The sequence below is a fragment of the Microbacterium deminutum genome, from assembly GCF_039530205.1.
GTDB classification, from domain to species: domain Bacteria; phylum Actinomycetota; class Actinomycetes; order Actinomycetales; family Microbacteriaceae; genus Microbacterium; species Microbacterium deminutum.
On record NZ_BAAAOG010000006.1, the window covers coordinates 32,720 to 55,947 of the forward strand.

19 protein-coding genes are annotated in these 23,228 nt (G+C 65.1%); 11 read left to right on the top strand and 8 right to left on the bottom strand.

From position 1 onward, the window contains the following. Window positions 1-277: 277 nt before the first annotated feature. The 7 genes from ABD212_RS14055 (at window position 278) to ABD212_RS14085 (ending at window position 8,434) form a co-directional block, all read left to right on the top strand. Window positions 278-1,609, top strand: coding sequence for an extracellular solute-binding protein (locus tag ABD212_RS14055; protein ID WP_425561276.1), 1,332 nt, complete (start codon window positions 278-280; stop codon window positions 1,607-1,609). 162 nt (window positions 1,610-1,771) lie between these two features. Continuing rightward, the gene (locus ABD212_RS14060) at window positions 1,772-2,629 is read left to right on the top strand and encodes a carbohydrate ABC transporter permease (RefSeq protein ID WP_344095942.1); all 858 of its coding nucleotides are present in this window, start codon (window positions 1,772-1,774) and stop codon (window positions 2,627-2,629) included. Next, on the top strand, window positions 2,626-3,462 hold the full coding sequence (locus ABD212_RS14065; protein ID WP_344095691.1) for a carbohydrate ABC transporter permease: 837 nt from the start codon (window positions 2,626-2,628) through the stop codon (window positions 3,460-3,462). Before ABD212_RS14060 ends, ABD212_RS14065 begins: the two co-directional genes overlap by 4 nt. A 26-nt stretch (window positions 3,463-3,488) precedes the next feature. Further along, the gene (locus tag ABD212_RS14070) at window positions 3,489-4,868 is read left to right on the top strand and encodes a right-handed parallel beta-helix repeat-containing protein (protein ID WP_344095693.1); all 1,380 of its coding nucleotides are present in this window, start codon (window positions 3,489-3,491) and stop codon (window positions 4,866-4,868) included. Then, window positions 4,865-5,962 carry a LacI family DNA-binding transcriptional regulator gene (locus tag ABD212_RS14075; RefSeq protein ID WP_344095695.1) on the top strand — a complete coding sequence of 366 codons (1,098 nt, stop codon included), beginning with the start codon at window positions 4,865-4,867 and terminating at the stop codon, window positions 5,960-5,962. The genes ABD212_RS14070 and ABD212_RS14075 overlap by 4 nt, the downstream gene beginning before the upstream one ends. Before the next feature lie 183 nt (window positions 5,963-6,145). Beyond that, window positions 6,146-7,381 carry a glycoside hydrolase family 32 protein gene (locus ABD212_RS14080; protein WP_344095697.1) on the top strand — a complete coding sequence of 412 codons (1,236 nt, stop codon included), beginning with the start codon at window positions 6,146-6,148 and terminating at the stop codon, window positions 7,379-7,381. Window positions 7,382-7,843: 462 nt separating this feature from the next. Beyond that, window positions 7,844-8,434 carry a GNAT family N-acetyltransferase gene (locus ABD212_RS14085; protein WP_344095699.1) on the top strand — a complete coding sequence of 197 codons (591 nt, stop codon included), beginning with the start codon at window positions 7,844-7,846 and terminating at the stop codon, window positions 8,432-8,434. A 195-nt stretch (window positions 8,435-8,629) separates the two neighbouring features. Here the strand turns inward: ABD212_RS14085 and ABD212_RS14090 are convergent, their stop codons facing one another. Genes ABD212_RS14090 through ABD212_RS14105 form a run of 4 tightly spaced genes read right to left on the bottom strand, consistent with a single transcriptional unit; the run spans window position 8,630 to window position 12,321 of the window. Next, window positions 8,630-9,136: a gluconokinase gene (locus ABD212_RS14090; RefSeq protein ID WP_344095701.1), complete on the bottom strand. Its 507-nt coding sequence runs from the start codon at window positions 9,134-9,136 to the stop codon at window positions 8,630-8,632. Window positions 9,137-9,177: 41 nt separating this feature from the next. Next, complete coding sequence (locus tag ABD212_RS14095) at window positions 9,178-10,059, bottom strand: carbohydrate ABC transporter permease (RefSeq protein WP_344095703.1); 882 nt, start codon at window positions 10,057-10,059, stop codon at window positions 9,178-9,180. Beyond that, complete coding sequence (locus ABD212_RS14100; RefSeq protein ID WP_344095705.1) at window positions 10,059-11,015, bottom strand: carbohydrate ABC transporter permease; 957 nt, start codon at window positions 11,013-11,015, stop codon at window positions 10,059-10,061. Before ABD212_RS14100 ends, ABD212_RS14095 begins: the two co-directional genes overlap by 1 nt. A 13-nt stretch (window positions 11,016-11,028) precedes the next feature. Beyond that, window positions 11,029-12,321: an extracellular solute-binding protein gene (locus tag ABD212_RS14105; protein WP_344095707.1), complete on the bottom strand. Its 1,293-nt coding sequence runs from the start codon at window positions 12,319-12,321 to the stop codon at window positions 11,029-11,031. 199 nt (window positions 12,322-12,520) lie between these two features. On the opposite strand from ABD212_RS14105, the gene ABD212_RS14110 reads away from it, so the two are divergent. The 3 genes from ABD212_RS14110 to ABD212_RS14120 all read left to right on the top strand — a co-directional run bounded on the left by ABD212_RS14110 (window position 12,521) and on the right by ABD212_RS14120 (window position 17,084). Further along, window positions 12,521-13,582: a LacI family DNA-binding transcriptional regulator gene (locus ABD212_RS14110; protein WP_344095709.1), complete on the top strand. Its 1,062-nt coding sequence runs from the start codon at window positions 12,521-12,523 to the stop codon at window positions 13,580-13,582. A 5-nt stretch (window positions 13,583-13,587) separates the two neighbouring features. Then, window positions 13,588-15,561: a right-handed parallel beta-helix repeat-containing protein gene (locus ABD212_RS14115; protein ID WP_344095711.1), complete on the top strand. Its 1,974-nt coding sequence runs from the start codon at window positions 13,588-13,590 to the stop codon at window positions 15,559-15,561. Between the two features lie 272 nt (window positions 15,562-15,833). Then, window positions 15,834-17,084: a D-arabinono-1,4-lactone oxidase gene (locus tag ABD212_RS14120; protein WP_344095713.1), complete on the top strand. Its 1,251-nt coding sequence runs from the start codon at window positions 15,834-15,836 to the stop codon at window positions 17,082-17,084. A 203-nt stretch (window positions 17,085-17,287) separates the two neighbouring features. Here ABD212_RS14120 and ABD212_RS14125 read toward each other — a convergent pair whose 3' ends face one another. The 3 genes from ABD212_RS14125 to ABD212_RS14135 form a co-directional block, all read right to left on the bottom strand. Continuing rightward, window positions 17,288-18,082, bottom strand: a complete 795-nt coding sequence (locus ABD212_RS14125; RefSeq protein ID WP_344095715.1) for a shikimate dehydrogenase family protein — start codon at window positions 18,080-18,082, stop codon at window positions 17,288-17,290. A 347-nt stretch (window positions 18,083-18,429) separates the two neighbouring features. Continuing rightward, window positions 18,430-18,591 (bottom strand): hypothetical protein, encoded by a 162-nt coding sequence (locus ABD212_RS14130; protein ID WP_344095717.1) that lies wholly within the window; start codon window positions 18,589-18,591, stop codon window positions 18,430-18,432. A gap of 305 nt (window positions 18,592-18,896) precedes the next feature. Then, the gene (locus tag ABD212_RS14135) at window positions 18,897-19,184 is read right to left on the bottom strand and encodes an alpha/beta hydrolase (RefSeq protein WP_344095719.1); all 288 of its coding nucleotides are present in this window, start codon (window positions 19,182-19,184) and stop codon (window positions 18,897-18,899) included. 234 nt (window positions 19,185-19,418) lie between these two features. On the opposite strand from ABD212_RS14135, the gene ABD212_RS14140 reads away from it, so the two are divergent. Continuing rightward, window positions 19,419-22,175 (top strand): heavy metal translocating P-type ATPase, encoded by a 2,757-nt coding sequence (locus tag ABD212_RS14140; protein WP_344095721.1) that lies wholly within the window; start codon window positions 19,419-19,421, stop codon window positions 22,173-22,175. A gap of 513 nt (window positions 22,176-22,688) precedes the next feature. Here the strand turns inward: ABD212_RS14140 and ABD212_RS14145 are convergent. Next, window positions 22,689-23,108: a hypothetical protein gene (locus tag ABD212_RS14145; protein WP_344095723.1), complete on the bottom strand. Its 420-nt coding sequence runs from the start codon at window positions 23,106-23,108 to the stop codon at window positions 22,689-22,691. Window positions 23,109-23,228 lie beyond the last annotated feature (120 nt).

Sequence of the window (23,228 nt, forward strand, 5' to 3'; positions counted from 1 at the left end):
AACTGCGTGCGGTGCCAAGTTCGTGGGCCCGCATCCGGACGACGTCGCGCCGGCCACACCGCACCGCGTCGACGCCGTCCCGAGCAGGAAACCGGCCCAAGACAGCTGGCATCAGTGATTCCGTCCCCCTGCAGCGGGCGTGACCTCAGCCTTGGCGAAGCGGAAGGGTTGACGACCTCGTGATGATGCCCTAGTCTCGTGCCAAGACGTTTTGCCAAAACGTCTTGGCACCGAGTCTGCAACTCACATCCCTACAACCAAGATCGGAGTCGAAGTGATGAAGCTTCGGACACACGCGAGCGGCAGCGTCATGCCGCGGATGCGGCGAGCAGTCGTCGGTATCGCGGCGCTGACAGTCGGCGCCCTGGCGCTGAGCGCCTGCGGTGCGGGGGGCGGCGGAAGCTCCGCCTCCGGAGACAAGACCCTCACGGTGGTCGTGGAAGGCGGCGGGAAGGCCGAGCTCCAGCCGATTGCCGACCTCTACAAGAAGGAAACCGGCACCGAGGTCACCCTCGTCGAACTCCCATACGCCGGCCTCTACGACCGGATCTCCACCGAGCTGAAGGCGGGCACCCCGTCGTTCGATGTCGCAGCCCTCGACGCGATCTGGTTGACGGCATTCGCGCCCGGGGTCGCACCGCTGGACGACCTGTTCACGGACGACGTCAAGTCCGACCTGTTCGGCGGCCTGGTGACTGAGGCACAGGTCGACGGGCACTTCGTGGGAATGCCGGTCTGGACCAATTCAGAGATCCTGTTCTATCGCACTGATCTCTTCGAGGACGCGAAGAACAAGGCTGACTTCGAGGCGAAGTACGGCTACCCGCTGGCGCCGCCCACGACCTGGGAGCAGTACAAGGACATCGCAGAGTTCTTCACCCGCGACACGGACGGCGACGGTGCAATCGATCTGTACGGCACCGACGTCAAGGGCGCTGTCGAGACCGAGTGGCTCGCGACGGTGTCACAGGCCGGCGAGAAGAACATGGTGCTCGATGCAGGCTCCGGTGACGTGACGATCGACGACGCCGCGCACAAGAAGGCGCTCGACTACTATGTGAGCCTCCTCCCGTACGCTCCCTCGGGTGCGGCGCAGCTGGACTGGGCGGGCGCGCAGAACCTCTTCTATCAGGGCAAGCTCGCCATGATGCGATTCTGGGGACACGCGTATCGGGCCACGCCGGCTGATTCGCCGGTCAAGGACAGCATCGGTGTGGCGCCCATGATCGGGGGGCCCGGCGGTGTCGCCGGGGTGCCCGGAGCGTGGTACCTCTCGGTTCCGTCATCTGGCTCCAAGACTCAGGCTGCCAAGGACTTCATCGCGTTCGCCTACAAGCACAACGACCTCTCCGCGGACACGTCGCTCGGTCTTGTTGCCCGCAAGTCGGCGTTCGAGAGCAAGGCAAGCGCGTCCGGGTTCGAGAACTACCCCGCACTGCTCGACACTCTCCAGGCGCCGCAGACACTGCCGCGACCCGCCACAGCGAAATGGCAGGAAATCGTGGACTCCGTCCTGATTCCGATGCTGCAGAAAGCAGTCGTGCCGGGCGCCGCCACCGGCCAGCTGCTCTCCGATGCGAAGACTCAGATCGAGTCGATCACCAAGTAGCACGACGAGCTAGAGATAGAGAGCACCCTCGTGGTCACTCCACAACCCCAGGTTGGGGCGGCGGTAGCCGTCGCCCCAACCGCGGGGCCGATCCACGCCCCCATCCCAGCCCCACCTCGGCCGCGTCGCCGGCAGCTCAGCGACGCCGCCTTCGCCCTGCTGATGATGCTCCCCGCCGCCGCATTTCTCGCAGCATTCGTGCTGTGGCCGCTGATCCGGTTCGTCTACGACAGCTTCTTCGAGATCTCCCCGTTCGCCGGCGGGCCGCGTGTTTTCGTCGGCTTTGCCAACTACCTCACGGCATTCGCGTCCGACGCGTTCCAGAACGCCGCAGTCCGCACGATCGCCTACACACTCATCGTCGTGATCTCGGAGTTCATCCTCGGGCTCATGGTCGCCCTCCTCTTCACCGCGCTCGGTCAGCGCTCCGCGGTGTTCCGGACCGTGTTCATGTACCCGCTGATGATCGCCCCGGTCGTCGCCGGTCTGCTCTGGCGGTTCCTGCTCATCGACAACTTCGGCATCGTTAACGAACTCCTCTACCGCGCGCACATCCTGTCGAGTCCGGACCAGATCCAATGGCTGAGCGATCCCAACATCGCCCTGCTGTCGGTGTCGTTCCCCGACATCTGGCTGACGACATCGTTCATCACGCTGATCCTCTTCGCCGGGCTACAGAACATCCCTGGTGAGGTCATCGAAGCCGCCCGCATCGACGGCGCCCGGTATCCCCGGCTCCTGTTCAGCATCATCATCCCGTTGCTGCGACCCGTGATCGCCGTCGCGCTGATCATCCGCGGCATCGACGCTGCACGAGCGTTCGACATCATCCTCATCCAGACCGACGGCGGACCGCAGGGCAGCACGACCACGCTGAGCCTCCTCATCTACCGCACGATGACCCGATTCGGGGAGCCTGGCCTCGCCAGCGCGATGGGCACCGTCTATCTCATCGTCATGCTCGCCGTTGCAATCACAGCCATCATGCTCATCTGGCGACCAGGAAGCAGCCCGCGATGAATCCGCTCGAAACCCGGGGCAAGAGCCGCATGCTGCTCTGGGCACTGCTGGCCTCGGCGCTCATCCTGTACGGCTTCCCCTTCATCTACCTATTGTTGACGTCGTTCAAGACCCCGCTCGATGCCATCGCCGTGCCTCCCACGGTGTGGCCCGAGACATGGACGCTCGAGAACTATGTCTCCGCGCTCAGCCGTGAGGGAGTCGTCGCCTCGCTGATCAACAGCGTCGTCACGGCAAGCATCTCGACCGTGCTCTCGCTCGTGCTCGCAGTTCCCGCGGCCTACGCGATCACCCGATTCCGGACACCGAGCGGGCGAGTGTTCATCGTCGCCGCACTGGTGACACGCATGGTGCCGACCATCGCGGTGGGCGCGCCCCTGGTGACGGTGATGCACACCCTCGGCCTCACCGACACGTCGTTCGGGTTAGCTCTCGCGCATACCACCATCTCGCTGCCGCTCTCGATCTGGCTGATGGCAAGCTTCTTCGAAGCCGTACCGGATGAGCTGGACGAGGCGGCGAAGGTCGACGGATGCACCCGTCTTCAGGCGCTGCGGCGCGTCGTCCTGCCCGTCGTATCGGGCGGGCTGGCGGTGACGGCGATCTTCGCCTTCCTCGCCTCGTGGAACGAGTTCCTCTTCGCACTGCTGCTCACATCGGTGCGCGCGCAAACCACACCTGTCGTGATCGCGAACTTCCAGAGCCAGTTCGGACTCGACTGGGGCGGGATGACGGCGCTCGCGGCTGTGTTCTCGGTTCCTGTCATCCTGCTCACCCTCTTCCTGCAGCGTCACATCGTTGCCGGCCTGACTCTGGGCGCCGTCAAGGGCTGAGTGGCGGCGACATGAACGGAAAACCTATGCCGAGCAGCAACCGATACGACGTCACGGAGTGGCCGCACGGCGATCCCTTTGAGGACATCGGCGAGGTGATCAACAGCATCATTGCGGACGTCAAGGCACGCCAAGCGGTTTCGGACGTGAGCGACGGTGGTAAACCGGGCGCCGTGATCTACATTCCACCGGGGGACTACCGGCTGCGCACTCAGGTGCTCATCGACATCAGCTTCCTGAGGATCGAAGGCTCGGGACACGGCTTCACGTCGTCGAGCATCCGGTTCAACGTTCCGGAAGAAGAGTGGTCCGGGCTGCACGAGCTATGGCCCGGAGGCAGCCGCATTCTCGTCGTGACCCCGGCCGGCGATGACCAGCCGACGAGTGCCGCGTTCCTCGTTGCGCGAAGCGGAAGCCCGAGGATCAGTTCGGTCGAGTTCTCCAACTTCTGCATCGATGGCCTGCATTTCACCGGCGAGGGTGCGGGGAACAATCCCGAAAACTCCTATGCCAACGGCAAGACGGGCATCTATGTTGCAGACGCCAATGACTCCTTCAGGATCACCGGCATGGGATTCGTCTACCTGGGGCACGCACTCACGATCTACAACGCCGACGCACTTTCCGTCCACGACAACTTCATCGCCGAATGCGGAAGCTGCATCGAGCTACGCGGCTGGGGTCAGGCATCGAAGATCACCGACAACTTGATAGGAGCAGGCCCCAGAGGTCACTCGATCTACGCCGAGAACCACGGCGGGCTGCTGATCACGGCCAACAACGTCTTCCCCAGAGGCGCGAGCAGCGTGCACCTGCACGGTGTCACCCGATCCAGCGTGACGAACAATCGCCTGCACTCCTTCTACCCCGGCATGGTTGTTCTCACAGCGAACAGTTCAGAGAACCTCGTGGCCTCCAATCACTTCCTCCGCGACCTTGAGCCCTGGACCCCGTTTTTGGGGGTCGACAATGGGCTCGACGACCTCTTCGGACTTCTCAGCATCAGCGGCAGCAACAATTCCGTCATCGCGAATCATTTCTCCGAGATTCTCGACGCGCAGAGTGTCCGGCCGACAGGCGCGACCCCCGTGATCATCCGGCTGATCGCGGGCAGGGGCAACTTCCTCTCCAGCAACTACGTCGTAGCGATGGATGTCGATGCGAAGTCAAGTGACTCAGCCTTCGAAGCACAGGTGGATGCTCTCCTGGCAACCGACGATTCGCACCGTCTTACGGTTACGGCTGTCATGGTTGATGCTGCAGCGACTCGGAACACGATCCTGGATTCTGGTCGGGGCGATCAAGTCGTCGTGGACGAGACCATGAACGCCCTTAGGGCTACCCCGTCGGTGTGGCGAGCAGGCGACACAATGGTTGCGGATACGAAAGGTGAGGCGGTGAGATGAAGACCGGGAACCGGGTTGCTCGGAAACACGTCGGCATACGCGATGTCGCGGCGGCGGCCGGGGTGTCGGTTACGACCGTGTCCCACGTGCTCAACGACACGCCTCACACCCGAACCAGCGACGATACCCGGAATCGTGTCAAGGCTGCGGCGGAAGAGCTGGGCTATCAGCCGAATCGGCTTGCGCGCGGCTTGCGAATCCAGGCGTCAGGCATGGTTGGCCTGATCACCGAGGAGATCGCGACCACCCCGCACGCCGGCAAGATCATCCTCGGCGCGCAGGAGGAGGCGACCCGCCAGAATCTCATGCTGGCGATCATCAACTCGAGCCTGAACCCTGCCGTCGAGATCGACCCGGCCGGGGTGCGCGCGTTCCTCGACCGGCAAGCCGACGGAGTGATCTACGCCACGGTCTACCACGACGAGGTGAACCCACCCGAAGAGATGCTCGGCATACCTGCCGTGCTGATCGGCGCCCGGGATGCGCGCGGGGAGATCCCCTCGTTCATGCCGGATGAACGTGCCGGCGCGGCATCCATCGTCGACATGCTCGTCGCCGCGGGACACCGGCGGATCGCCTTCGCCGCGAGTTCTGTCGACGTCCCCGCTACGCGCGGCCGCCTGCTCGGCTACCGCGATGGGATGCTCGCGGCGGGACTCGACCCCGATCAGTTCGTCGCGGCAGCCGAGGGGGAGGCGAAAGGCGGGTACGAAGCCGCCGCGCGCCTGCTCGACGTCGCCGTAGGCGCCGACGAACGGCCCACCGCGCTGTTCTGTTACAACGATCGAATGGCCATGGGCGCGTATCGTGCGATCGCCGAGCGCGGCCTGACGATCCCAGCTGACATGTCTGTAGTCGGGTTCGACGATCAGGACCCCATCGCCGCGAGCCTCTTTCCGCCGCTCACGACCGTTGCGCTACCGCACTACGAAATGGGTGCACGTGCTGTCGCCGAGCTGATGGGAATCATCGAAAGTCGCCCCGAACATGGGCTACTCCCTGGGCACCCCACCCTGCTCGCCTGCCCTATCGTCCACCGCGACTCTGTAGCTGCCCCGTCCCCCGACAAGCACCCGAGGGCCTCTACACATTGACCGCGCCGCGCGGGTCACGCGACCCGTCACGCGCCATTAGCTCGGGGGCGAACACCGCCGAGAAGGCGGAGGGCCTGGGTCGTAAACCGCAGACTCGCGGCTCAGGCTTCTCCGCCCCATTCCAGGACCTGGCCAAACCGGCCGACGACATCAACACAACGACCGCCCCGAGGAGGCGTGACCATGCGACCTGAGTTTCACTTCACCGCGGCATCCGGGTGGATCAACGACCCGCACGGCATCACCCACCGAGACGGGAAGTACGACGCGTTCTTCCAGTACGTCCCCGACCGAACGGACTGGGCGCCGAACTGCCACTGGGGACACGCACACGGGGTGGATCTGCTGTCACTTCACGAGCTGCCGGTCGCGATCGCACCCGGCGAGGGGGATGGCGGGATCTGGACGGGGTCGCTCGTCACCGGCAGCGATGGGGGTACCCGGATCTTCTACACCTCGACATCCGAGCCTGACATCGGCATCGGTCGCATCCGGGTGGCTACACCCGACGACGACGAGTGGATCTTGTGGACGAAGGGCTCGTTCGTCGTCGACGCGCCCACCGACCTGGATCTCATCGCGTACCGGGACCCGTTCCTGCGGGAGGACCCCGACGGGTGGCGGATGTTCGTCGGCGCCGGCGGCGTCGACGGCACCGCGATGGCGTTGAGCTATCGATCCGACGACCTGGAGGCCTGGGAGTATGAAGGCGTCGCATTGTCACGGTCGACAGCCGAGACCACCGACGTGTGGATGGGGGCGCTATGGGAATGCCCGCAGATCTTCGACATCAACGGTCGGGCGGTGATGGTCTCTTCCGTCTGGGACAACGACGTGCTCCACTACGCGGGATACGCCGTCGGCACCTACACGCACGGCAAGTTCACCGCGACCCGCTGGGGGCGGCTGACATATGGCGACAGCTACTACGCACCATCCCTGTTCCATGACGCCGAGGGGCGAGCGTGTCTGAGCTTCTGGATGCGCGGCATCGGCGACGAATCGGCGGGCTGGGCAAGCGCCCACAGCGTGCCGTACCTACTTACTCTCGAGGGCGACACCCTCATCGCTGTGCCGCACCCTGACCTGGACAAGTACCGGACGGGCACTCCGACCCGCGACATCGCCGGGCTTGCCGCGGACATTACATGGACCCCTGACGAATCCGGGCTGACCATCGAATCCGCCGGGGTAACCGTCGTCGCGTTGGTCCGCAAGAACGACGAACTAACGGCCGCGGCGGGCGACAAGACATGGACACTTCCCTTTTCCAGTGACGTCCGGATCATCCTCGACGGTCCCGTGCTCGAGATCGCCAGCGCTGGGGGCTTATTCGCCGCTCCAATCACCCCTCAAGGCGCCGGCTTGACCATGCGCGGAAGCAATTCGGAGATCGCCGGTCATGCCCTCAACAGATAGCCGCGCGGGCGGGGCTAATGGCCGCAGCACTTCGAGACATTGTTCGGACTGGGCTGCCACGCCGGTGCGGCGGCGCAATCCCGCAACCTCCTTCAGTTCCCGAATGGTTCGCCGCCCTGTCAGTAAAGCGTGTGCAAAAGATTGGCGAGGCTAGCGACGACGGTGACATTCACGCAAAGACTGAAACCCGCGGAAATTCAAGGCAGAGCAATCTCGGGAAAGCCATGAAAGGAATCTGAACGAGAGTTCACATCCCACCGTCACTCATCGCCTCACCGTTGACCCGCACGGGGAAGTGTCGCCCCGCCGGACCCCGTCAGGGCCGGGGCGCAAGAAGGGTGAGAGCGTGCGCGCGGCGATCCTGCTGTGTCCGCCGGGTGTGATTGGGGACGATGGTGGAGACCGCGACGCTGATTCGCGGTCGTGTCGGGATACCTTCCCTGGCTGGTGCAGTATTGCTCTGTGTCTCAGGCGACGTTGCAGACCGACCGGATCCGACTGATGCCCTTGGGCGATGAGCATCTGGAATTCGAGGTGGAGTTGGACTCCGACCCCGAGGTGATGCGCTACTTGACCGGCGACGGCCGCACCCGCGCCCAGGTCGAAAAGGCCCACGGACTCCGGCTCGCGACCGCACAGCCCGTGGCGGGGCTCGGCTTCTGGGTCGGCTTCGTTGAAGACGAGTTCGTGGGCTGGTGGCTGTTGCAGCCCGCCGGCTGGGGAGAGGAAGCTCTCGTCCCGGGGCAGGCCGAGCTGGGTTATCGGCTGCTGCGGCGTCACTGGGGGAGGGGGCTGGCCACCGAGGGTGCACGCGAGTTGGTGCGCCATGCTTTCCAGGACCTCAACATGGAACGCGTTTTCGCCCTCACCATGACGGTGAACGAACGATCCCAGGCAACCATGTCCTCCGCCGGCCTTCACTACGTCCGAACCTTCTACGAAGACGACGACGATCGCGAGGGCAGCGAACTCGGCGCCGTCGAATACGCGGTCACCAGAGACCAATGGGAAACAACACAGGCCCACACCGAGGTCGCGACGCCTTCAGCGTGACCTACCCGAGCGGCTAACGCGATCCAGATACGGGCACAGTTGCCGCTTGGTCACGGGCCGGTTTTGGGCCGGTTGAACCACTCCGACGAACGAGCACCAACTGCGACCAACGAGCACCGCACCCGCGAATTCATGCGACCAGCGAGCGTCAACCAGAACCATCCAGCCCACTGGGTTCCACTCGGGAATCGTCGTTCATGGGGAGTCCTTGGTGTGACGTCCGGATGGCGATGGGATGCCGAGTTGTTCCGCGATACGGTTCCAGGACGCAGTGGCGTCGTACGTCCCGCCCTCCTCATCCAGTTCGAGGGGCTCTAATGTCGCCAGTTGAGAGGTCAGCAAGGCGGGTGGCATGAAGTGGTCTGCGCGGGTGGTCACGCGATCCCGCAAGACTGCTTCGTCGGCGACCAGGTGGATGAAATAGACCGGTTCACCGCCGGTCGAGCGAATCGTGTCCCGATATCTTCGCCGCAGTGCGGAGCACGCGATGACGATCGACGAACCGGCAGTTGATGCGTCGCGGAGCGTCTCGCCGACGCGTCGTAACCAGGGCTCACGGTCCGCGTCCGTGAGCGGCAGTCCAGCGGACATCTTTGCCAGTGCAGCTCCGGCGTGCAGATCGTCACCGTCTACGAAGCCCGCGCCGAGTTCCTCCGCGAGAGCAGCACCGACCGTCGTCTTCCCCGAGCCCGACACGCCCATCACGATGATGCGACGCGGCTCGGGGAAGACGACGGCGGCGGTCATTTTCCGACGCCGGCGGTGAGGCCCGCGATCAACTGCCGGCGGCCGAGGATGTACAGCAGCACGATCGGGAGGGTGGACAGCACCACAGCGGCGAGCACGGCGGGGATGTTCGCGGTGAACTCCCCCTGGAAGGTCCACAACGCCAGCGGCAGCACCCGCTTGTCGGGACTCTGAGTGAGTACCAGAGCGAAGATGAAGCCGTTCCACACGTTCAACCCGTTGTAGATCGCCACCGTCGACAGTGCTGGTCGAGCCATCGGGTAGACCAGGGTGGTCAGGGTGCGCCAATCGCTGGCGCCGTCGACACGCATCGCCTCGTAGAGCTCCGCCGGAATGTCACGGAGGAAGTTGGCGAGAATGATGATCGACAGTGGCAGCGCGAACGCGACCGACGGAAGGATCAGCGCGATCAGGCTGTCATAGAGTCCTGCGCGGGTGATCATCAGATACACCGGGATGATCACCGCTTGGAGCGGAATGGCGAGCCCCAGGAGAAACAGCGAGAAGGTTCGCCCGAGCCATCGGGACCGAGTGCCTCGCACGATCGCGTATGCCGCCATCAGCGCGCAGACGGTCGACAGCAGGACCGTGGCCAGCGTCACGATCACGCTGTTCGCGAAGTACACGAAGAAGTTGTTCTGCAGGACGAGTACGTAGTTGTCCAGCGTCGGCGACGCCGACGGCAGCAGCGCGTTCTCCTTGAAGAACCCTTGCTGGCTTTTGAAGCTGGTGATCACCACGTAGTAGATGGGGATCATGGCGAAGATCAGCCAGAGCGTTGCGGCGATGCCTGCTCCGATGTTGGGGCGCTGCCGTCCCTTGGACGGGGTTCGGCGTCGCGACGGGCGGCGTCCGAGGACGATTGCTTCGGTGGCCATCATGCACCTTCCAAATCACTGGACATCTTCGAGAATCCGGAGAGCTTGGTCAGGCCAAGCGAGAGGGCCAGCCCCAACGCGACCAGGATGACCGCGAGTACACTCGCGACCCCCATGTTGTAGCTGGAGAACCCGGTGAAGTACATCTGCAGCGGGAGCGTACGCGTCGACGTTCCGGGGCCGCCTTGGGTCAGCACGAAGACGATGTCGAAGTAGGTGAGTGATCCCACCAGCATCAGCGTCGTCGATGTGATGAAGGTGTTCTTCAGCTGCGGGAGCGTGATGTGGAAGAACTGCTGCACCCGTCCGGCACCGTCCAGCGTCGCCGCTTCATACATCGACGCGGGGATCTGCTGCACTCCGCCTTGGTAGAGGAGTGCGTGGAACGGGATGAACTGCCACGCGATGATCACGACCACCACGTACAGCGCGGTGTCCGGATTGCCCAGGTAGTCCTGCGACAGCCAGGGGATACCCGTCGAGGCGCCCAGCCCGAAGTTCGGGTCGAGCAGGGCCTTCCATGCGATGGCGATGGCGGCGGCGGAGATCAACAGCGGCACGAAGAACAGCACGGCGTAGACGGCTCGGTACTTCTGACGGCCGGCTGTGAACACCCCGATGAGGATCGCTATCGGAGTCTGAATGATCCAGCCGAGGACCATCATCTCCAGGGTGATGCCCAGCGATTGGTAGGTCTGTGGATCGGTGAATGCGGCGACCCAGTTGTCGAGCCCTGCCGGAGTGATTGCCGACAGGCCGTCCCAGTTGGTGAAGCTGAGTCCCAGGACGATGATCAGCGGGATGATCGCAAAGCCGACGAAGAAGAGCAGCGCCGGTGTGGTGTACCAGAAGCTCGGCCCCGAGGTGAGGGTGCGACCTCTGGCATGTGTGGAGGCGCGGCCGGCGCCGACCGACTTCTTGGTCGGCGCCGGGGTGCGTACAGCAGTCGTTGACATGAGGAGTCGCTCGCTACTTGATCGTCGCGTTCATGGCATCCGCGAACTGCTGCGGCGTGAGCTGACCCAGGAACACCTTGTCGAGGTTGGTGAGCAGCGCATCGGCCGCGGCCGGTGCGATCGCCTGGTCCCACGACAGCGTGAACGCGGGCGCGTCCTTCGACATGTTGTAGACATCCAGCAGGAAGTCCGGGTTGTCGCTCGCCTTGATCTTGTCCTCGATGCCGAGCACCGGGGGCACACCGCCGCCCTTGAGCAGGTCGTCGATGTACGCGTCCGTCATGTTGCCGCCGGCGAGGAAGGCGGCGGCCGTCTTCTGCTGATCCTTCGAGGCATCCGAGGAGATCGACCAGTAATTCGACGCGTTGCCCACGACGTTCGCGGGGTCGCCTGAGCCGCCGTCGACGGCGGGGAAGTTGGCCCAGCCGAGCGAGGAGCTCACGAACTTCGGGTCCGACGTCTTCATGTCCGCGTACGCCCATGCGCCCTGAAGGATCATGGCTGCCTTGCCGGTGTACAGCAGGGCGGTGTCGGCGCTGTTGTCGGTTGCGACCGACTGGTAGCCGTCGATGAACCCGCCTGCTTTGACGAGGTCCTGGATCTTCTGGAGCGCTTCGATGATCGCCGGGTCGGACCACGAGTTCGCCTTGTTCTGCTGGATCGCCTTGAACACCTCAGGGCCGCCGATGCGATCCGTGAGGTACTCCAGCCACATCAGCTGCGGCCATTTGCTCGCTCCGCCCATCGAGATCGGCGCGATGCCGGCCTTCTTCAGGGTGGAGACGTCATCGAGTAGTTCGCTCCACGTGGTCGGGACACCACTGATGCCGGCCTTGTTGAAGAGTTCCTTGTTGTAATACAGGAGGACCGGCTGCACCGTGTTGTTCGGGATGGCGTACAGCTTGCCGTCGATCTTGCCGTTGTCGACGATCGACGGGAAGTACTTCGTGGTGAGCGACTCGTCGAGTTCGATCACCTTCTTGCTGTCGACATACGTCTTGAAGTTGCCCGCGCCTCCCCACGACCAGATCAGCGTCGGGGAGTTGCCGGAGCCGATCGCGGTGCGGATCTTCTGCTTGAACGCGTCGTTCTCGAAGAACTGGACCTTGACCTGCTCCTTGGCGTTGTCCTTGTTCCACGCGTTGAACGCGTTATCGATCGTTGTCTGCTGTCCGGTGAGCGCCCAGGCCGTCGCGCCGCCCGAGGCCGACGGCCCCGAGGAACCGCATCCGGCCAGTACCAGCGCAGCTGCGCCGGCGAGAGCAACAGCACCAGTGAGGCGGGATGCCTTCTGTGTGAGCTTCATCGCTCTTCCTTTCCTTCGTTGGTGTAGGGCGTGCGATTATCGTTGAAAAGTTTCGCACGTTTCTTTCGTTGCCTAACCGTCGTCCATGAAAGTCAGCGTCGTCAAGGCTATCTGCCACGAAAAAATTTCGTTATCATGTAGTTGACCGGCGTGAACCTCTACGGTGGACAATGGACAACGACCGAAACGGAAGTCGATGATGACCACAACTGCTCAGACCGCGGAAGGCGCCCGACCGAGGCGGATAACCCTTTCCCGCGTCGCCGACGAGGCCGGCGTCTCGGTCGCCACGGCCTCCAAGGTCATCAACGGACGTGGCGGCGTCGGCGAAGAGACGCGCCGGCTCATCGAGGAGATCGCCGACCGACTCGGCTATGTCAGCGTCGGCGAACGCGAACGTCCGGTTCGCGGAAAACGGGAACCGCTGATCGAACTCGTCAGTGATACGTTCCTCAACCCCTACACGCTCTTGCTCCTCTCCGGGGCCGTTACAGCGGCTGAGAACGCCGAAAGCGCGATCGTCACTCGACAGCTCAGCGCGATCGCGCGACAGACCCCGTTGAAGTGGGCGCAGCGCCTCGCGCTCGGCGGCCGGATCGGCGTCATCGAGGTCACTTCGCAGTTCTCAGCGGAGAGAGAGCGCGCGCTGCGCAAGGTCGGGCTTCCGGTCGTGCTGGTGGACCCGATCGAAGTGCCCCGGATGAGCCTGGTCAGCGTCGGCGCCACCAACTGGGCGGGCGGCCTCGAGGCGACCCAGCATCTGATCGAGCTCGGCCACTCGAACATCGCGTACATCGGCGGACCGCGGGGCGCGGCCTGCGATGTCGCCCGCACCCACGGCTATCAGGCGGCCATGCAGCAGGCCTCGTTGCACATCGACCTCACCGAGGTCATCCACGGTCCGTTCACGTTCGAACACGGCCTGACCGCGGGCCTGCAGGTCCTGAGCAGGCCGACTCCGCCCACGGCGATCTTCGCCGCCAGCGACGTCACCGCAATGGGAGTGATGGAAGCCGCCCGCACCCTCGGAATCAGCATCCCCGGGCAATTGAGCATCGTGGGTTTCGACAACACCATGCTCGCGCACACCTCGTCACCGCGACTGACCACCATTCACCAACCCGTCGAGGAGATCGGACAGACGGCGGTCCAGACCGTGCACACACTCGCTCGCGGTGAGGTCCTCCCGTCGAAACGAGTGGAACTGGCCACCCACCTTGTGATCCGCGACTCAACCGCCCCGCTGAAAAGAAACGAATGAGTGTTATGACCTCCGTGATTCACGTCGCCACCTCCGGCTCCGACCTGTCCGATGGCACCGCCGACCGGCCCTATCGGACGATCGACCACGCGGCGCAGCGAGCGATGCCGGGCGACACGGTTCGCGTGCACGACGGAACCTACCGGGAGTGGGTTCGTCCCGCACGCGGGGGGCGCGGCGAACAGCGGCGCATCACCTTCGAAGCCGCGCCCGGAGAGCACGTCGCGATCAAGGGCTCGGAGGTGGTGACCGGCTGGGAGCTGGTGTCGGGGACGGTATGGCGGGCTGCCGTGCCGAACTCATTGTTCGGCGATTTCAATCCGTTCGCCGCGGAGATCGATGGCGACTGGATCGTCTACGCCGACCTGCACACGCCGAAGAAGCACCTCGGCGACGTCTATCTGAACGGACTCAGCTTCTACGAGTCCGAGACGCTGCAGGACGTGTTCTCGCCGTCGCGCACCATAACGACCACGGACGATTGGACCGGATCCGCCGATCACGTTCGCAATCCCGACCAGACCCTGCATGTATGGTTCGCTGAGGTCGGAGCGACTGAGACGACCATCACCGCCAACTTTCAGGCGTGGGACCCGAACATGCAGCTGGTGGAGATCAACGTGCGCCGGTCGGTGTTCTTCCCCACCGAGCACCACATCGACTACATCACCGTACGCGGGTTCGAGCTCGCCCACGCTGCCACACCGTGGGCGCCGCCGACCGCCGACCAGCCCGGACTGATCGGCCCGAACTGGGCGAAGGGGTGGATCATCGAGGACAACATCATCCACGATGCCAGATGCTCCGCGATCTCGCTCGGCAAAGAAGCGTCCACCGGGCACAACTTCGCCGCTGACCGTCGAGATAAGCCCGGCTACCAGTACCAGCTCGAGTCGGTGTTCTCCGCCCGCCAGATCGGTTGGGACGAGGAACACGTCGGCTCCCACATCATCCGCCGCAACACGATCTTCGACTGCGGGCAGACCGGCATCGTCGGACACCTCGGCTGCGTGTTCTCCACCATCGAGGACAACCACATCTACAACATCGCGATCAAGCGCGAGTTCTACGGGTACGAGATCGCCGGCATCAAGCTGCACGCCGCGATCGACGTGGAGATCGTCCACAACCGCATCCACGACTGCTCACTGGCGATCTGGCTGGATTGGCAGACCCAGGGCACCCGGATCGGCCGGAACCTGCTGTACGCCAACAGCCGCGACCTGTTCGTGGAGGTCAGTCACGGCCCCTACCTGGTGGAACACAACATCTTCGGCTCACGAGCATCGCTGGAGGTATTCAGCCAGGGCGGCGCGTTCGTGAACAACCTGGTCTGCGGCACGCTGTCGGTGGAGCCGGTCGTGGACCGTCCCACGCCCTACCATCGTCCGCATTCCACGCAGGTGGCCGGATACGCCGCCATCTACGCCGGGGATGACCGATTCATCGGCAACGTCTTCCTCTCCGGTGACGCCGACGCAGCGTACGGTGCGACGAAGCGGCGGAGCCAGAGCGCCGGCTACGGCACGGCTGCTTACGATGGGCACCCTGCCACCCTCTCGGAGTACCTGGACCTGGTCGCGGACCCCACAAAGGGGGACCACGAGCGGTTCGCAGACGTCAACCAACCCGTGTACATCCGCCAGAACGTCTACGCACCCGGAGCCGCCGCGTACCGCAACGAGGACGGTGCCGTGCTGCTTACCGAGCACGCGGCGGCACGCCTCGCCGAAGACGGCGAAGCGGTCTACCTCGAGACCGACTTGCCCTCGGCGTTCAACGAGGCCTCGCTGGGTGTGACCTGCGGCACGGACCTGCCTCCGGTCAGGTTTGTCGACGCCCACTTCGAGAACCGGGACGGCACACCCGTCACGCTCAACGTCGACCTGACCGGAGCGAGAAAGAACGCCAATCAGCGCTATTCCGCCGGCCCAGTGAGTCAACTTCCCTCCGGAGCTTCCCGCACCCGGGTGTGGTGATCCCCACTGGCCGAGATAAGGACCGCATTGATCAGCCCTCCCGCCGCCCGCTTCACCGATCCCGGCTCGGGTCCCGCCCTGAATCGCGGCGTCATCGGTACCGGCTGGATCGCGAACAATTGACCGTCATCGAATACACGGTGCTCGAGGCACACCCGCACCGGCGGGGTTCGGATGCCGCAAGCATGCGCGGCGGACGCCGCGCGCTCGGCGCCGAGCAGTCTGCAAACCCAGCGGTCCCGGCCCGCGATGCTGTCCCCTAGGAGAACCTCATGCTTACCGAAGTCAACTGGTCCGGGAATATCCGCTACGCCGCCCACCAGCTCGTTCGCCCGAGCAGCATTGACGAGCTCCGCACCGTCGTGTCGAGGGCGAAGCACGTCAAGGCCCTGGGTTCACGGCACTCCTTCAACCGGATCGCTGACACCGACGGTGTCCTCATCCCGACCGAGGCGCTCGACATCCCGATCGAGCTGGACACAGATCGCGGTCGCGTCCGCACCGGCGCGGGGATTCGCTATGGAGACCTCGGTCGCTGGTTGGATGCCCGCGGATGGGCTCTGAGCAATCTCGCGTCCCTTCCGCACATCTCGGTGGGCGGTGCCATAAGCACGGGGACGCACGGCTCAGGCAACAGCAACAAGTCTCTGGCGGCCGCCGTCGCCGCGGTCGAGTTCGTGACAGCTTCGGGCGACCTCCTGCGTTTCGAACGAGGAGACGCCGAGTTTCCCGGCGCAGTGGTTGCGCTCGGGGCGCTGGGCGTCCTGACCGCCGTGGAACTGGAGGTCGAACCCGCGTTCACGGTCGCGCAAACCGTCTACGAGGCCGTCCCGTTCGATGACGTGCTGGCTCAGCTCGACGAGGTCACCTCGTCCGCGTACAGTGTGTCGCTGTTCACCACCTTCCGCTCCCCGGATCTCGTGGACCAAGTCTGGCGAAAGGGGCGGCCAGACCGGGCGACCCGCGAGCTCCCCCTCCTTGCCGGTCGAGAGGCCTCCGGGCCCAGGCACCCGCTCCCTGGAGTCTCCGCGAAGTCCCGCACCACTCAGGGCGGCGTCGCGGGCCGCTGGTTGGACCGTCTCCCGCATTTCGTGCTGGAGTTCACACCCTCCAACGGCCATGAACTCCAAAGCGAATACATCCTTCCCCGAGATCGTGCAGGCGAGGCCCTCGGCGCCGTTCGCGCCCTATCCGCCCAGCTCTCTCCGATGCTCCAGGTGTGCGAGATCCGTACCATCGCCGGTGACGATTTGTGGCTCTCCCCGGCCTACGGCCGCGACTCCATCGGCATCCACTTCACATGGATTCTTGACGAACCCGGCGTCGCGGCGGTGCTGCCCGCTCTCGAAGCCGCCCTGGCACCATTCGGTGCCCGCCCGCATTGGGGAAAGGTGTACTCAGCGGCCGCCGACGACCGTATGTCCGACCTTTACCCGCACTGGCAGCAATTCGTTGAACTCCGCAACCGGCTAGACCCGGGTGGAGCCTTTGCCAACGACTTCCTCGGCGCTCTGTTCCGCTGAACGGAGTGAAGGGGCGGCCGTCCGCTCGGGCATCCAACTCGACGCACTGCGGGATGCATGATGTGCGGATCGGCCGGGCGGACCAGGGCGACCGAAACCGCTGCACAGGTTGAAACGCCGACGCCATCTACACGGCAGATGGGAGCCGCCCTCGACGCTAACCCCGACGCGGCGCCTCGCCGTGTGCGAGGAGATCAGTCGGGTTACGTCTGCAGAAGGAAGTCGGCCATGAGGTCCTGCACGGCTTCGACCATGTGATCGCCGTCCGCGGTGCTGCAGCCGATGCGCTGCGCTGCGGCGAGAAGCGGCGTCACACCGTGTCCCGCGATCACATCACCGACGAACATCGAGGGCGACAGCAGGGCGGTGTCGAGGGGGAGCGGATCATCCTCCTCCAGACCCAGCGGCGTCGCGTTGAACACCAGATCGAACCCGGTCGGGTCGGCGCTGCCGTAACTCAGCCGACCCACGCCGACAGCGGTCAGCTGATCGGCGAGGGTCGTGGCCCTCGCTGGGTCGGCGTCATGGACGACGAGATGCTCGACGCCGGCGTCGAGAAGTGCGTACGCGATTGCGCTTCCCGCCCCGCCCGCCCCGACCAGCAGCGCGCGAGCCCGCTCGATCTGTGCGCCGTGGTCCTGTTGCGCTTTCACGAACGCGAGCCCGTCGAGCATGTCGCCGTGCCAGGTGCCATCCGGGTTCCGACGCATCACGCTCACCACCCCGAACAGGCTGGCGCGAGGGGAGCTCGTGGCGCAGTATCCGAACGCGGCGAACTTGTGCGGCATGGTCACCAGGATGCCGTCCACATTGCCCGACGCCGACAAGCCGGCCATGACAACGCCGAGTTTGTCGACCGGTACTTCCAGAGGCACGCAGATGCCGTTGTGCCCGCGTGAGCCGAGTGTGCGGGTCAGCCACACCGGTGACCGCGCGTACCTGATGGGGTCTCCGATGATCGGAATCAGGCGCGAAGCGCCGCTGAGGTGATCCAACATGTGACTGATTCTCTTCTCCTCGCGGTGCCGTGTGCCCCGATTCCCGCCGGTCGCGGCGTGACGATCCCTGCTGCACCAGGAAAACGCCCACCGGCTAGGTCCGCCGGTCGAATGTTCACCGGCCGACCGGTGTCGAGCGCGTCGAGTCCGTCAATGAGTTGCTGGATAACTGTGTTGCGGCCGTTTAGGACCCGAGAAGAAGCGCGACGAATCCCGTCCCTTGGGTTCCCACCAGCACACCTCGACCGCACGGAAGCCCCACCCGGCCGCATCAGAAAAGGGTCTCGGTCGAGAATCGAGGCAACTACGCTCCTACTGCCCCGGGAAAGCGCTGATCCGGAGCTCTGCTAGTCGAGCGCATCGTACTGGTCGACGATCCCGTGGTCGCGGCAGACTGCCACAATGGCGATGTGGCCCTGCCCCCAGGCGGGCGCCCACTCGAGTTCTTCACCACACACCGGACAGAGCCCGGCGAAATCCGACCCCCGGTCGAACTGGAAGGCGCTCATCCCCCCGCCCCCAGGCACCGTGTGGCGGCCACTGTGATGCGAACCGAGCGACACGTCGCCGCACTGAGACCGGAGCGTCTGAACGCGCGAGGATCGACGTATCGACTACGCGCATCGACCATCGGTGCTCCCGTAGATGCATCTCACACGCCGACAAGATCTGAGTCGACCGGGGTCCAGGGGCAACCGTGATGCACACGCTACTGCGACAGCGCTGACAGCGGCAAGATATCGCCGCTCTGAAGAGACCCGGAGGCCTCGTGCGCCGTGCGCGGCACTGACGGCGCCTCCCCGCCGGCCCCGACCTACTCGGCTGGCTGGTTGAGCCAGTCGAGCACTCGCCGCATCGAACGGATGCCGGTCGCTTCGTGTGGGGTGTTGAGCTGGCCGTGGAAGGATCCGGGCTCGGTGACGCAGGTCACCGAGACGCCCGCCTCGGACAGTTGCTGGGCGTAACGTTCACCGGACGCGCGGAGCGTGTCGCGTTCGGAGTTGATGATCAGAGTGGGCGGCAACCCGGTCGGGTCGGCGAGCCCGGCGAACGCGTGCGGGTCGGCGAGGGCGGCGGGGGAGCCGGCGAGGTTGTAGCTCATCCCAGCGAGTATCGATCGACGACACGAGCTCCGCGCCCGGGTGCAGCCCGCACGAACTTGAGCTCGAATTGTGATCCGGCTGACGTTGGTTGCACTCAGTGCTTCGTATCGGCGAGAGCACCCTGGAGTTCCACCACAGTGGCGCAGGAATAGTTCCTGTCGAGGGCCGCTTATACCCCCGCGGGGTATGATGTGCATCAACGACCCCAGCTCGCTTTCGTGAGGAGTGCCCCAGTGAATGTCTTCGTCCTGGTGATTGCCGTGGTGCTGACGGGTCTTCTGGCTTGGTACTTCTTCGCCCCGCGCGCCTCCAAGCGCGCGTCCGTTGAGGGGGATCTGCAGGTCCAGAGGATCACTGTGAAGGGCGGCTACTCACCCAGCGTCGTTGAGTTGGTGCAAGGGGTGCGGACAAGGTTGCTGTTCGACCGGCAGGAGACGGGCGACTGCTCCTCCCGAGTCGTCTTCCCCGAGTACAGGGTGAACCAGCTCTTGCCTGCGTACGCGACCACCGCGGTGGAGTTCGTCCCGAGCGAGCTTGGAGACTTCGAGTTCGCCTGCGGCATGAACATGCTGCACGGCACGGTGAAGGTCGTCGCTGCTTCAGCCGAGGGGTCGGGCACGACGACCGCGCTACTCGAGCGTGCAGCCACCGTCGAGGGACGCCCCCTATTGGAGGCGGGTGGCCCGGGCGGCGCCGCCTCCGCGCCTGAGCAGGGCGACCAGGAGGCGGCCGAGTACGCCAAAGAGACCGCCGACCTGCGGCGGCGGGTGATCGTCGGCGCTGTCCTGACTCTGCCGGTGTTCCTCTCAGTGATGGCCCATGACCTGTTCGGGGCGATGTGGGTGCCGCTTCTGCTGCTCGCGCCGTGGTTCCAGTTCCTGCTGGTGACCCCTGTCATGTTTTACACGGGGTGGCCCATCCACCGGACGGGTTGGCTGGCGCTGTCCCACCGCACGGCCGAGATGAATTCGCTCATCACAATCGGCACGATCGCCGCGTACGGGTTCAGCGTGGTGGCCACGTTCATCCCCTGGGTACTGCCCGCAGATGCTCGTGGGGTGTATTTCGAGGCCGTCGGCGTCATCCTCACCCTGATCCTGCTCGGCCGCCTTCTGGAGGCCAGGGCCAAGGCCGGCACGGGTGAGGCGATCCGAGCCCTGATCGGTCTTCAGCCGCACACGGCCCGGGTGGTCCGCGGCGACAGCGAGTTGGAGGTCCCGGTCGGCGACGTCGTGCTCGGCGACATCGTGGTGATCCGACCCGGCGAGAGACTTCCGGTCGACGGGCGGGTAAGCGAAGGAACCTCGGCGGTCGACGAGTCCATGATCACCGGCGAGCCGATCCCGGTGGTCAAGTCCGCCGGCGACACGGTGATCGGCGCGACGATCAACCAGACCGGATCGTTCCGCTACGCCGCGACCAAAGTCGGCGCGAACACGATGCTGGCACAGATCATCCGGCTGGTCCGGGAGGCCCAAGGCTCCAAAGCACCGATCCAACGTCTGGCCGACACGGTCTCCGGCTATTTCGTGCCCGCTGTCATCGCCATCGCCATCTGGACGTTCGCCGCCTGGTGGGTGTTCGGCCCTCCACCAGCCGGCGTGTTCGCCCTGGTCGCTGCGGTCTCCGTGCTCATCATCGCCTGCCCCTGTGCGCTCGGGCTCGCCACCCCCCTGTCCATCACCGTCGCCACCGGCAAGGCCGCCGGCAACGGCATCCTGATCCGCTCGGCCGAGACGCTCGAGACCGCCCACAAGATGAACACTGTCGTGCTGGACAAGACCGGGACGATCACCAACGGAACCCCGACGCTCACCGACCTGCTGCCTGCCGACGGGTTCGACGCGGACGAGCTGCTTGCGCTCATCGCTTCGGCAGAACGGGACTCCGAACACCCGCTGGCGGCGGCCATCGTCGCCGGCGCGGAGGATCGGCGCCTCGACATCCCCCGCTCCACCACCTTCGAGTCCGTCACCGGGCAAGGAGTACGCGCCGTGGTCGGCGGCAAGACGGTGCTCGTCGGCAACGCGCGAATGCTGACAGTAGCAGGGATCGACAGCTCGATCTTGTCCGCGGATCTGGAGGTCCTGGCCGCGAACGGCAAGACGCCCATGCTCGCCGCGGTCGACGGCCACCCAGCCGGCGTGGTGGGTGTGGCGGACACGATCAAGAACGGCTCGATTGCCGCGATCGCCGACCTGGCATCCCGCGGGATCGACGTTGTGATGATGACCGGCGACGACCGTGCCACCGCCGCCGCGATCGCCCGTCAGGTTGGTATCGGCCGCGTCGTGGCCGAGGTCATGCCCGAACACAAGGCGCGCGAGGTCCGGCGCCTGCAGGCCGAAGGCCGGGTCGTCGGAATGGTCGGAGACGGCATCAACGACGCCCCCGCACTTGCACAGGCCGATGTCGGATCAGCGATCGGCACCGGAACCGACGTCGCGATCGAAGCGTCCGACATCACTCTCATCTCCGGGAATCTGTCCGGGCTGGTCACCGCCATCGACCTGTCTCACGCCACCATGCGCAACATCCGGCAGAACCTGTGGTTCGCGTTCGGGTACAACATCATCGGCATCCCTGTCGCAGCAGGCGTGCTCTACCCCGCGTTCGGGGTGCTCCTCAGCCCCATGATCGCCGCGTTGGCGATGGCACTGTCGTCCCTTTCCGTCGTCACCAACTCGAGCCGGCTGCGCCGGTTCACCCCCAAGCCCGCCGCCATCCCTGCCACGGTCTCGACCCTCGAGCCAGTGGTCGAGGTCGGCAATCAGCACGAAGGCAGCCACACTCCAACAACGCACCCCAGCGAGAACACCGTCGACAGCACGAAACTCGTCACCGACCCCGTCTGCGGCATGAACATCGACCCGAAGACCGCCGTCGCGACCCGTGAACACGACGGCACGACGTTCTACTTCTGCTCCACCAGCTGCGCCGACACCTTCGACGCCGACCCCCACCGGTACGGACACCCCCACGCAACCTGACGTTTTGTCACGATCGAAAAGTAACACCCGTTACGATGAACCCGATCGGCCGACTGGCCACGTCATGTGCGCGGACCGCGATGCTTCGCGGGCGATCGGGAGATCCGATGTTCGACGCGGAGCTGAGGCGAGTTCGGTGGTGGATCTGGCGCACGGTCAGCAGGGTAATCCCAAGTCAAGAGGCCTCCTACCGCTAACGGGCGCGCGTCGAATCTGGCAGCCGAGGGATCGCCTACTTCGCGGGCGGCGCCCCGTCGGTTCCTGATGCGGAGGCGACGGAGCGCTCGAAGTCGGTGGTCTCGCTGCAGTCCGGGCCGACTTCGCCTGCGTCCTGAACTCTCGCTGGTGGATCGCGATCGGTCTCAAAGAGAAGGCCATGGCTATCAGTTCGGCGGCGGAAATCGTCAAGGCGCTGATCGAACGCGTCGAAGCCACCCTTGGCCAGGACGGGCGCGAGTGAGCAGGGGACGTCCCCAGGAGAAGGCGACGACGAGTTCGTGTGGTCGTCCGTCGTCAGCCGAGCACGTCCCGTCGGGCGAGTCCCGCGGTCGCCAACGCGATCAGCAGCGCCGAGCCGCCCCACAGCAGGCCGAGCCCGATCCAGTCCATGCCGTTCGCAAGCGGCGCCTGGCCGAATGCCCAGTCGTACGGTGACAGGACCCTCAGCCCGTCGAGGTCCTTGCTGTTGTTCGCAATCGCCTGCAGCACGTATCCGGTGACGGCGACCCCGGCGCCGACGCCGATGCCCCCGATGCGACGCCCTGTCAGTGCCCCGGCAGCGAGCGCGGCGCTGGCGGAGGACAGGCCGACCCCGACCCATGCCGTGGTGGCCGCAAGCAGGTTCACGGTGGTCAGGTCGAGCCCGGCCGGGCAATTGAGCGTCCAGATAAGGATCCATCCGATCAGCCCGAGCGTGAGGAGTTTTGCTGTCAACGCGGCGGCGCTTTCGAGTGCGTATTGAACGCGCCCAACGCCGTGCGCCAAGGTCAGCTCGAGCCGCCCGGACTCTTCCGCGCCGGCGACGAACGCGGCACCCCACCAACACCCAGTTGC

Coding starts and splice junctions, on each gene's coding strand:
- ABD212_RS14120 (WP_344095713.1), top strand. CDS start 15,834: ATGCTTACCGAAGTCAACTGGTCCGGGAATATCCGCTACGCCGCCCAC.
- ABD212_RS14060 (WP_344095942.1), top strand. CDS start 1,772: ATGATGCTCCCCGCCGCCGCATTTCTCGCAGCATTCGTGCTGTGGCCG.
- ABD212_RS14115 (WP_344095711.1), top strand. CDS start 13,588: ATGACCTCCGTGATTCACGTCGCCACCTCCGGCTCCGACCTGTCCGAT.
- ABD212_RS14100 (WP_344095705.1), bottom strand. CDS start 11,015: ATGTCAACGACTGCTGTACGCACCCCGGCGCCGACCAAGAAGTCGGTC.
- ABD212_RS14080 (WP_344095697.1), top strand. CDS start 6,146: ATGCGACCTGAGTTTCACTTCACCGCGGCATCCGGGTGGATCAACGAC.
- ABD212_RS14075 (WP_344095695.1), top strand. CDS start 4,865: ATGAAGACCGGGAACCGGGTTGCTCGGAAACACGTCGGCATACGCGAT.
- ABD212_RS14090 (WP_344095701.1), bottom strand. CDS start 9,136: ATGGGCGTGTCGGGCTCGGGGAAGACGACGGTCGGTGCTGCTCTCGCG.
- ABD212_RS14125 (WP_344095715.1), bottom strand. CDS start 18,082: ATGTTGGATCACCTCAGCGGCGCTTCGCGCCTGATTCCGATCATCGGA.
- ABD212_RS14130 (WP_344095717.1), bottom strand. CDS start 18,591: ATGAGCGCCTTCCAGTTCGACCGGGGGTCGGATTTCGCCGGGCTCTGT.
- ABD212_RS14135 (WP_344095719.1), bottom strand. CDS start 19,184: ATGAGCTACAACCTCGCCGGCTCCCCCGCCGCCCTCGCCGACCCGCAC.
- ABD212_RS14110 (WP_344095709.1), top strand. CDS start 12,521: ATGACCACAACTGCTCAGACCGCGGAAGGCGCCCGACCGAGGCGGATA.
- ABD212_RS14055 (WP_425561276.1), top strand. CDS start 278: ATGAAGCTTCGGACACACGCGAGCGGCAGCGTCATGCCGCGGATGCGG.
- ABD212_RS14095 (WP_344095703.1), bottom strand. CDS start 10,059: ATGGCCACCGAAGCAATCGTCCTCGGACGCCGCCCGTCGCGACGCCGA.
- ABD212_RS14105 (WP_344095707.1), bottom strand. CDS start 12,321: ATGAAGCTCACACAGAAGGCATCCCGCCTCACTGGTGCTGTTGCTCTC.
- ABD212_RS14070 (WP_344095693.1), top strand. CDS start 3,489: ATGCCGAGCAGCAACCGATACGACGTCACGGAGTGGCCGCACGGCGAT.
- ABD212_RS14065 (WP_344095691.1), top strand. CDS start 2,626: ATGAATCCGCTCGAAACCCGGGGCAAGAGCCGCATGCTGCTCTGGGCA.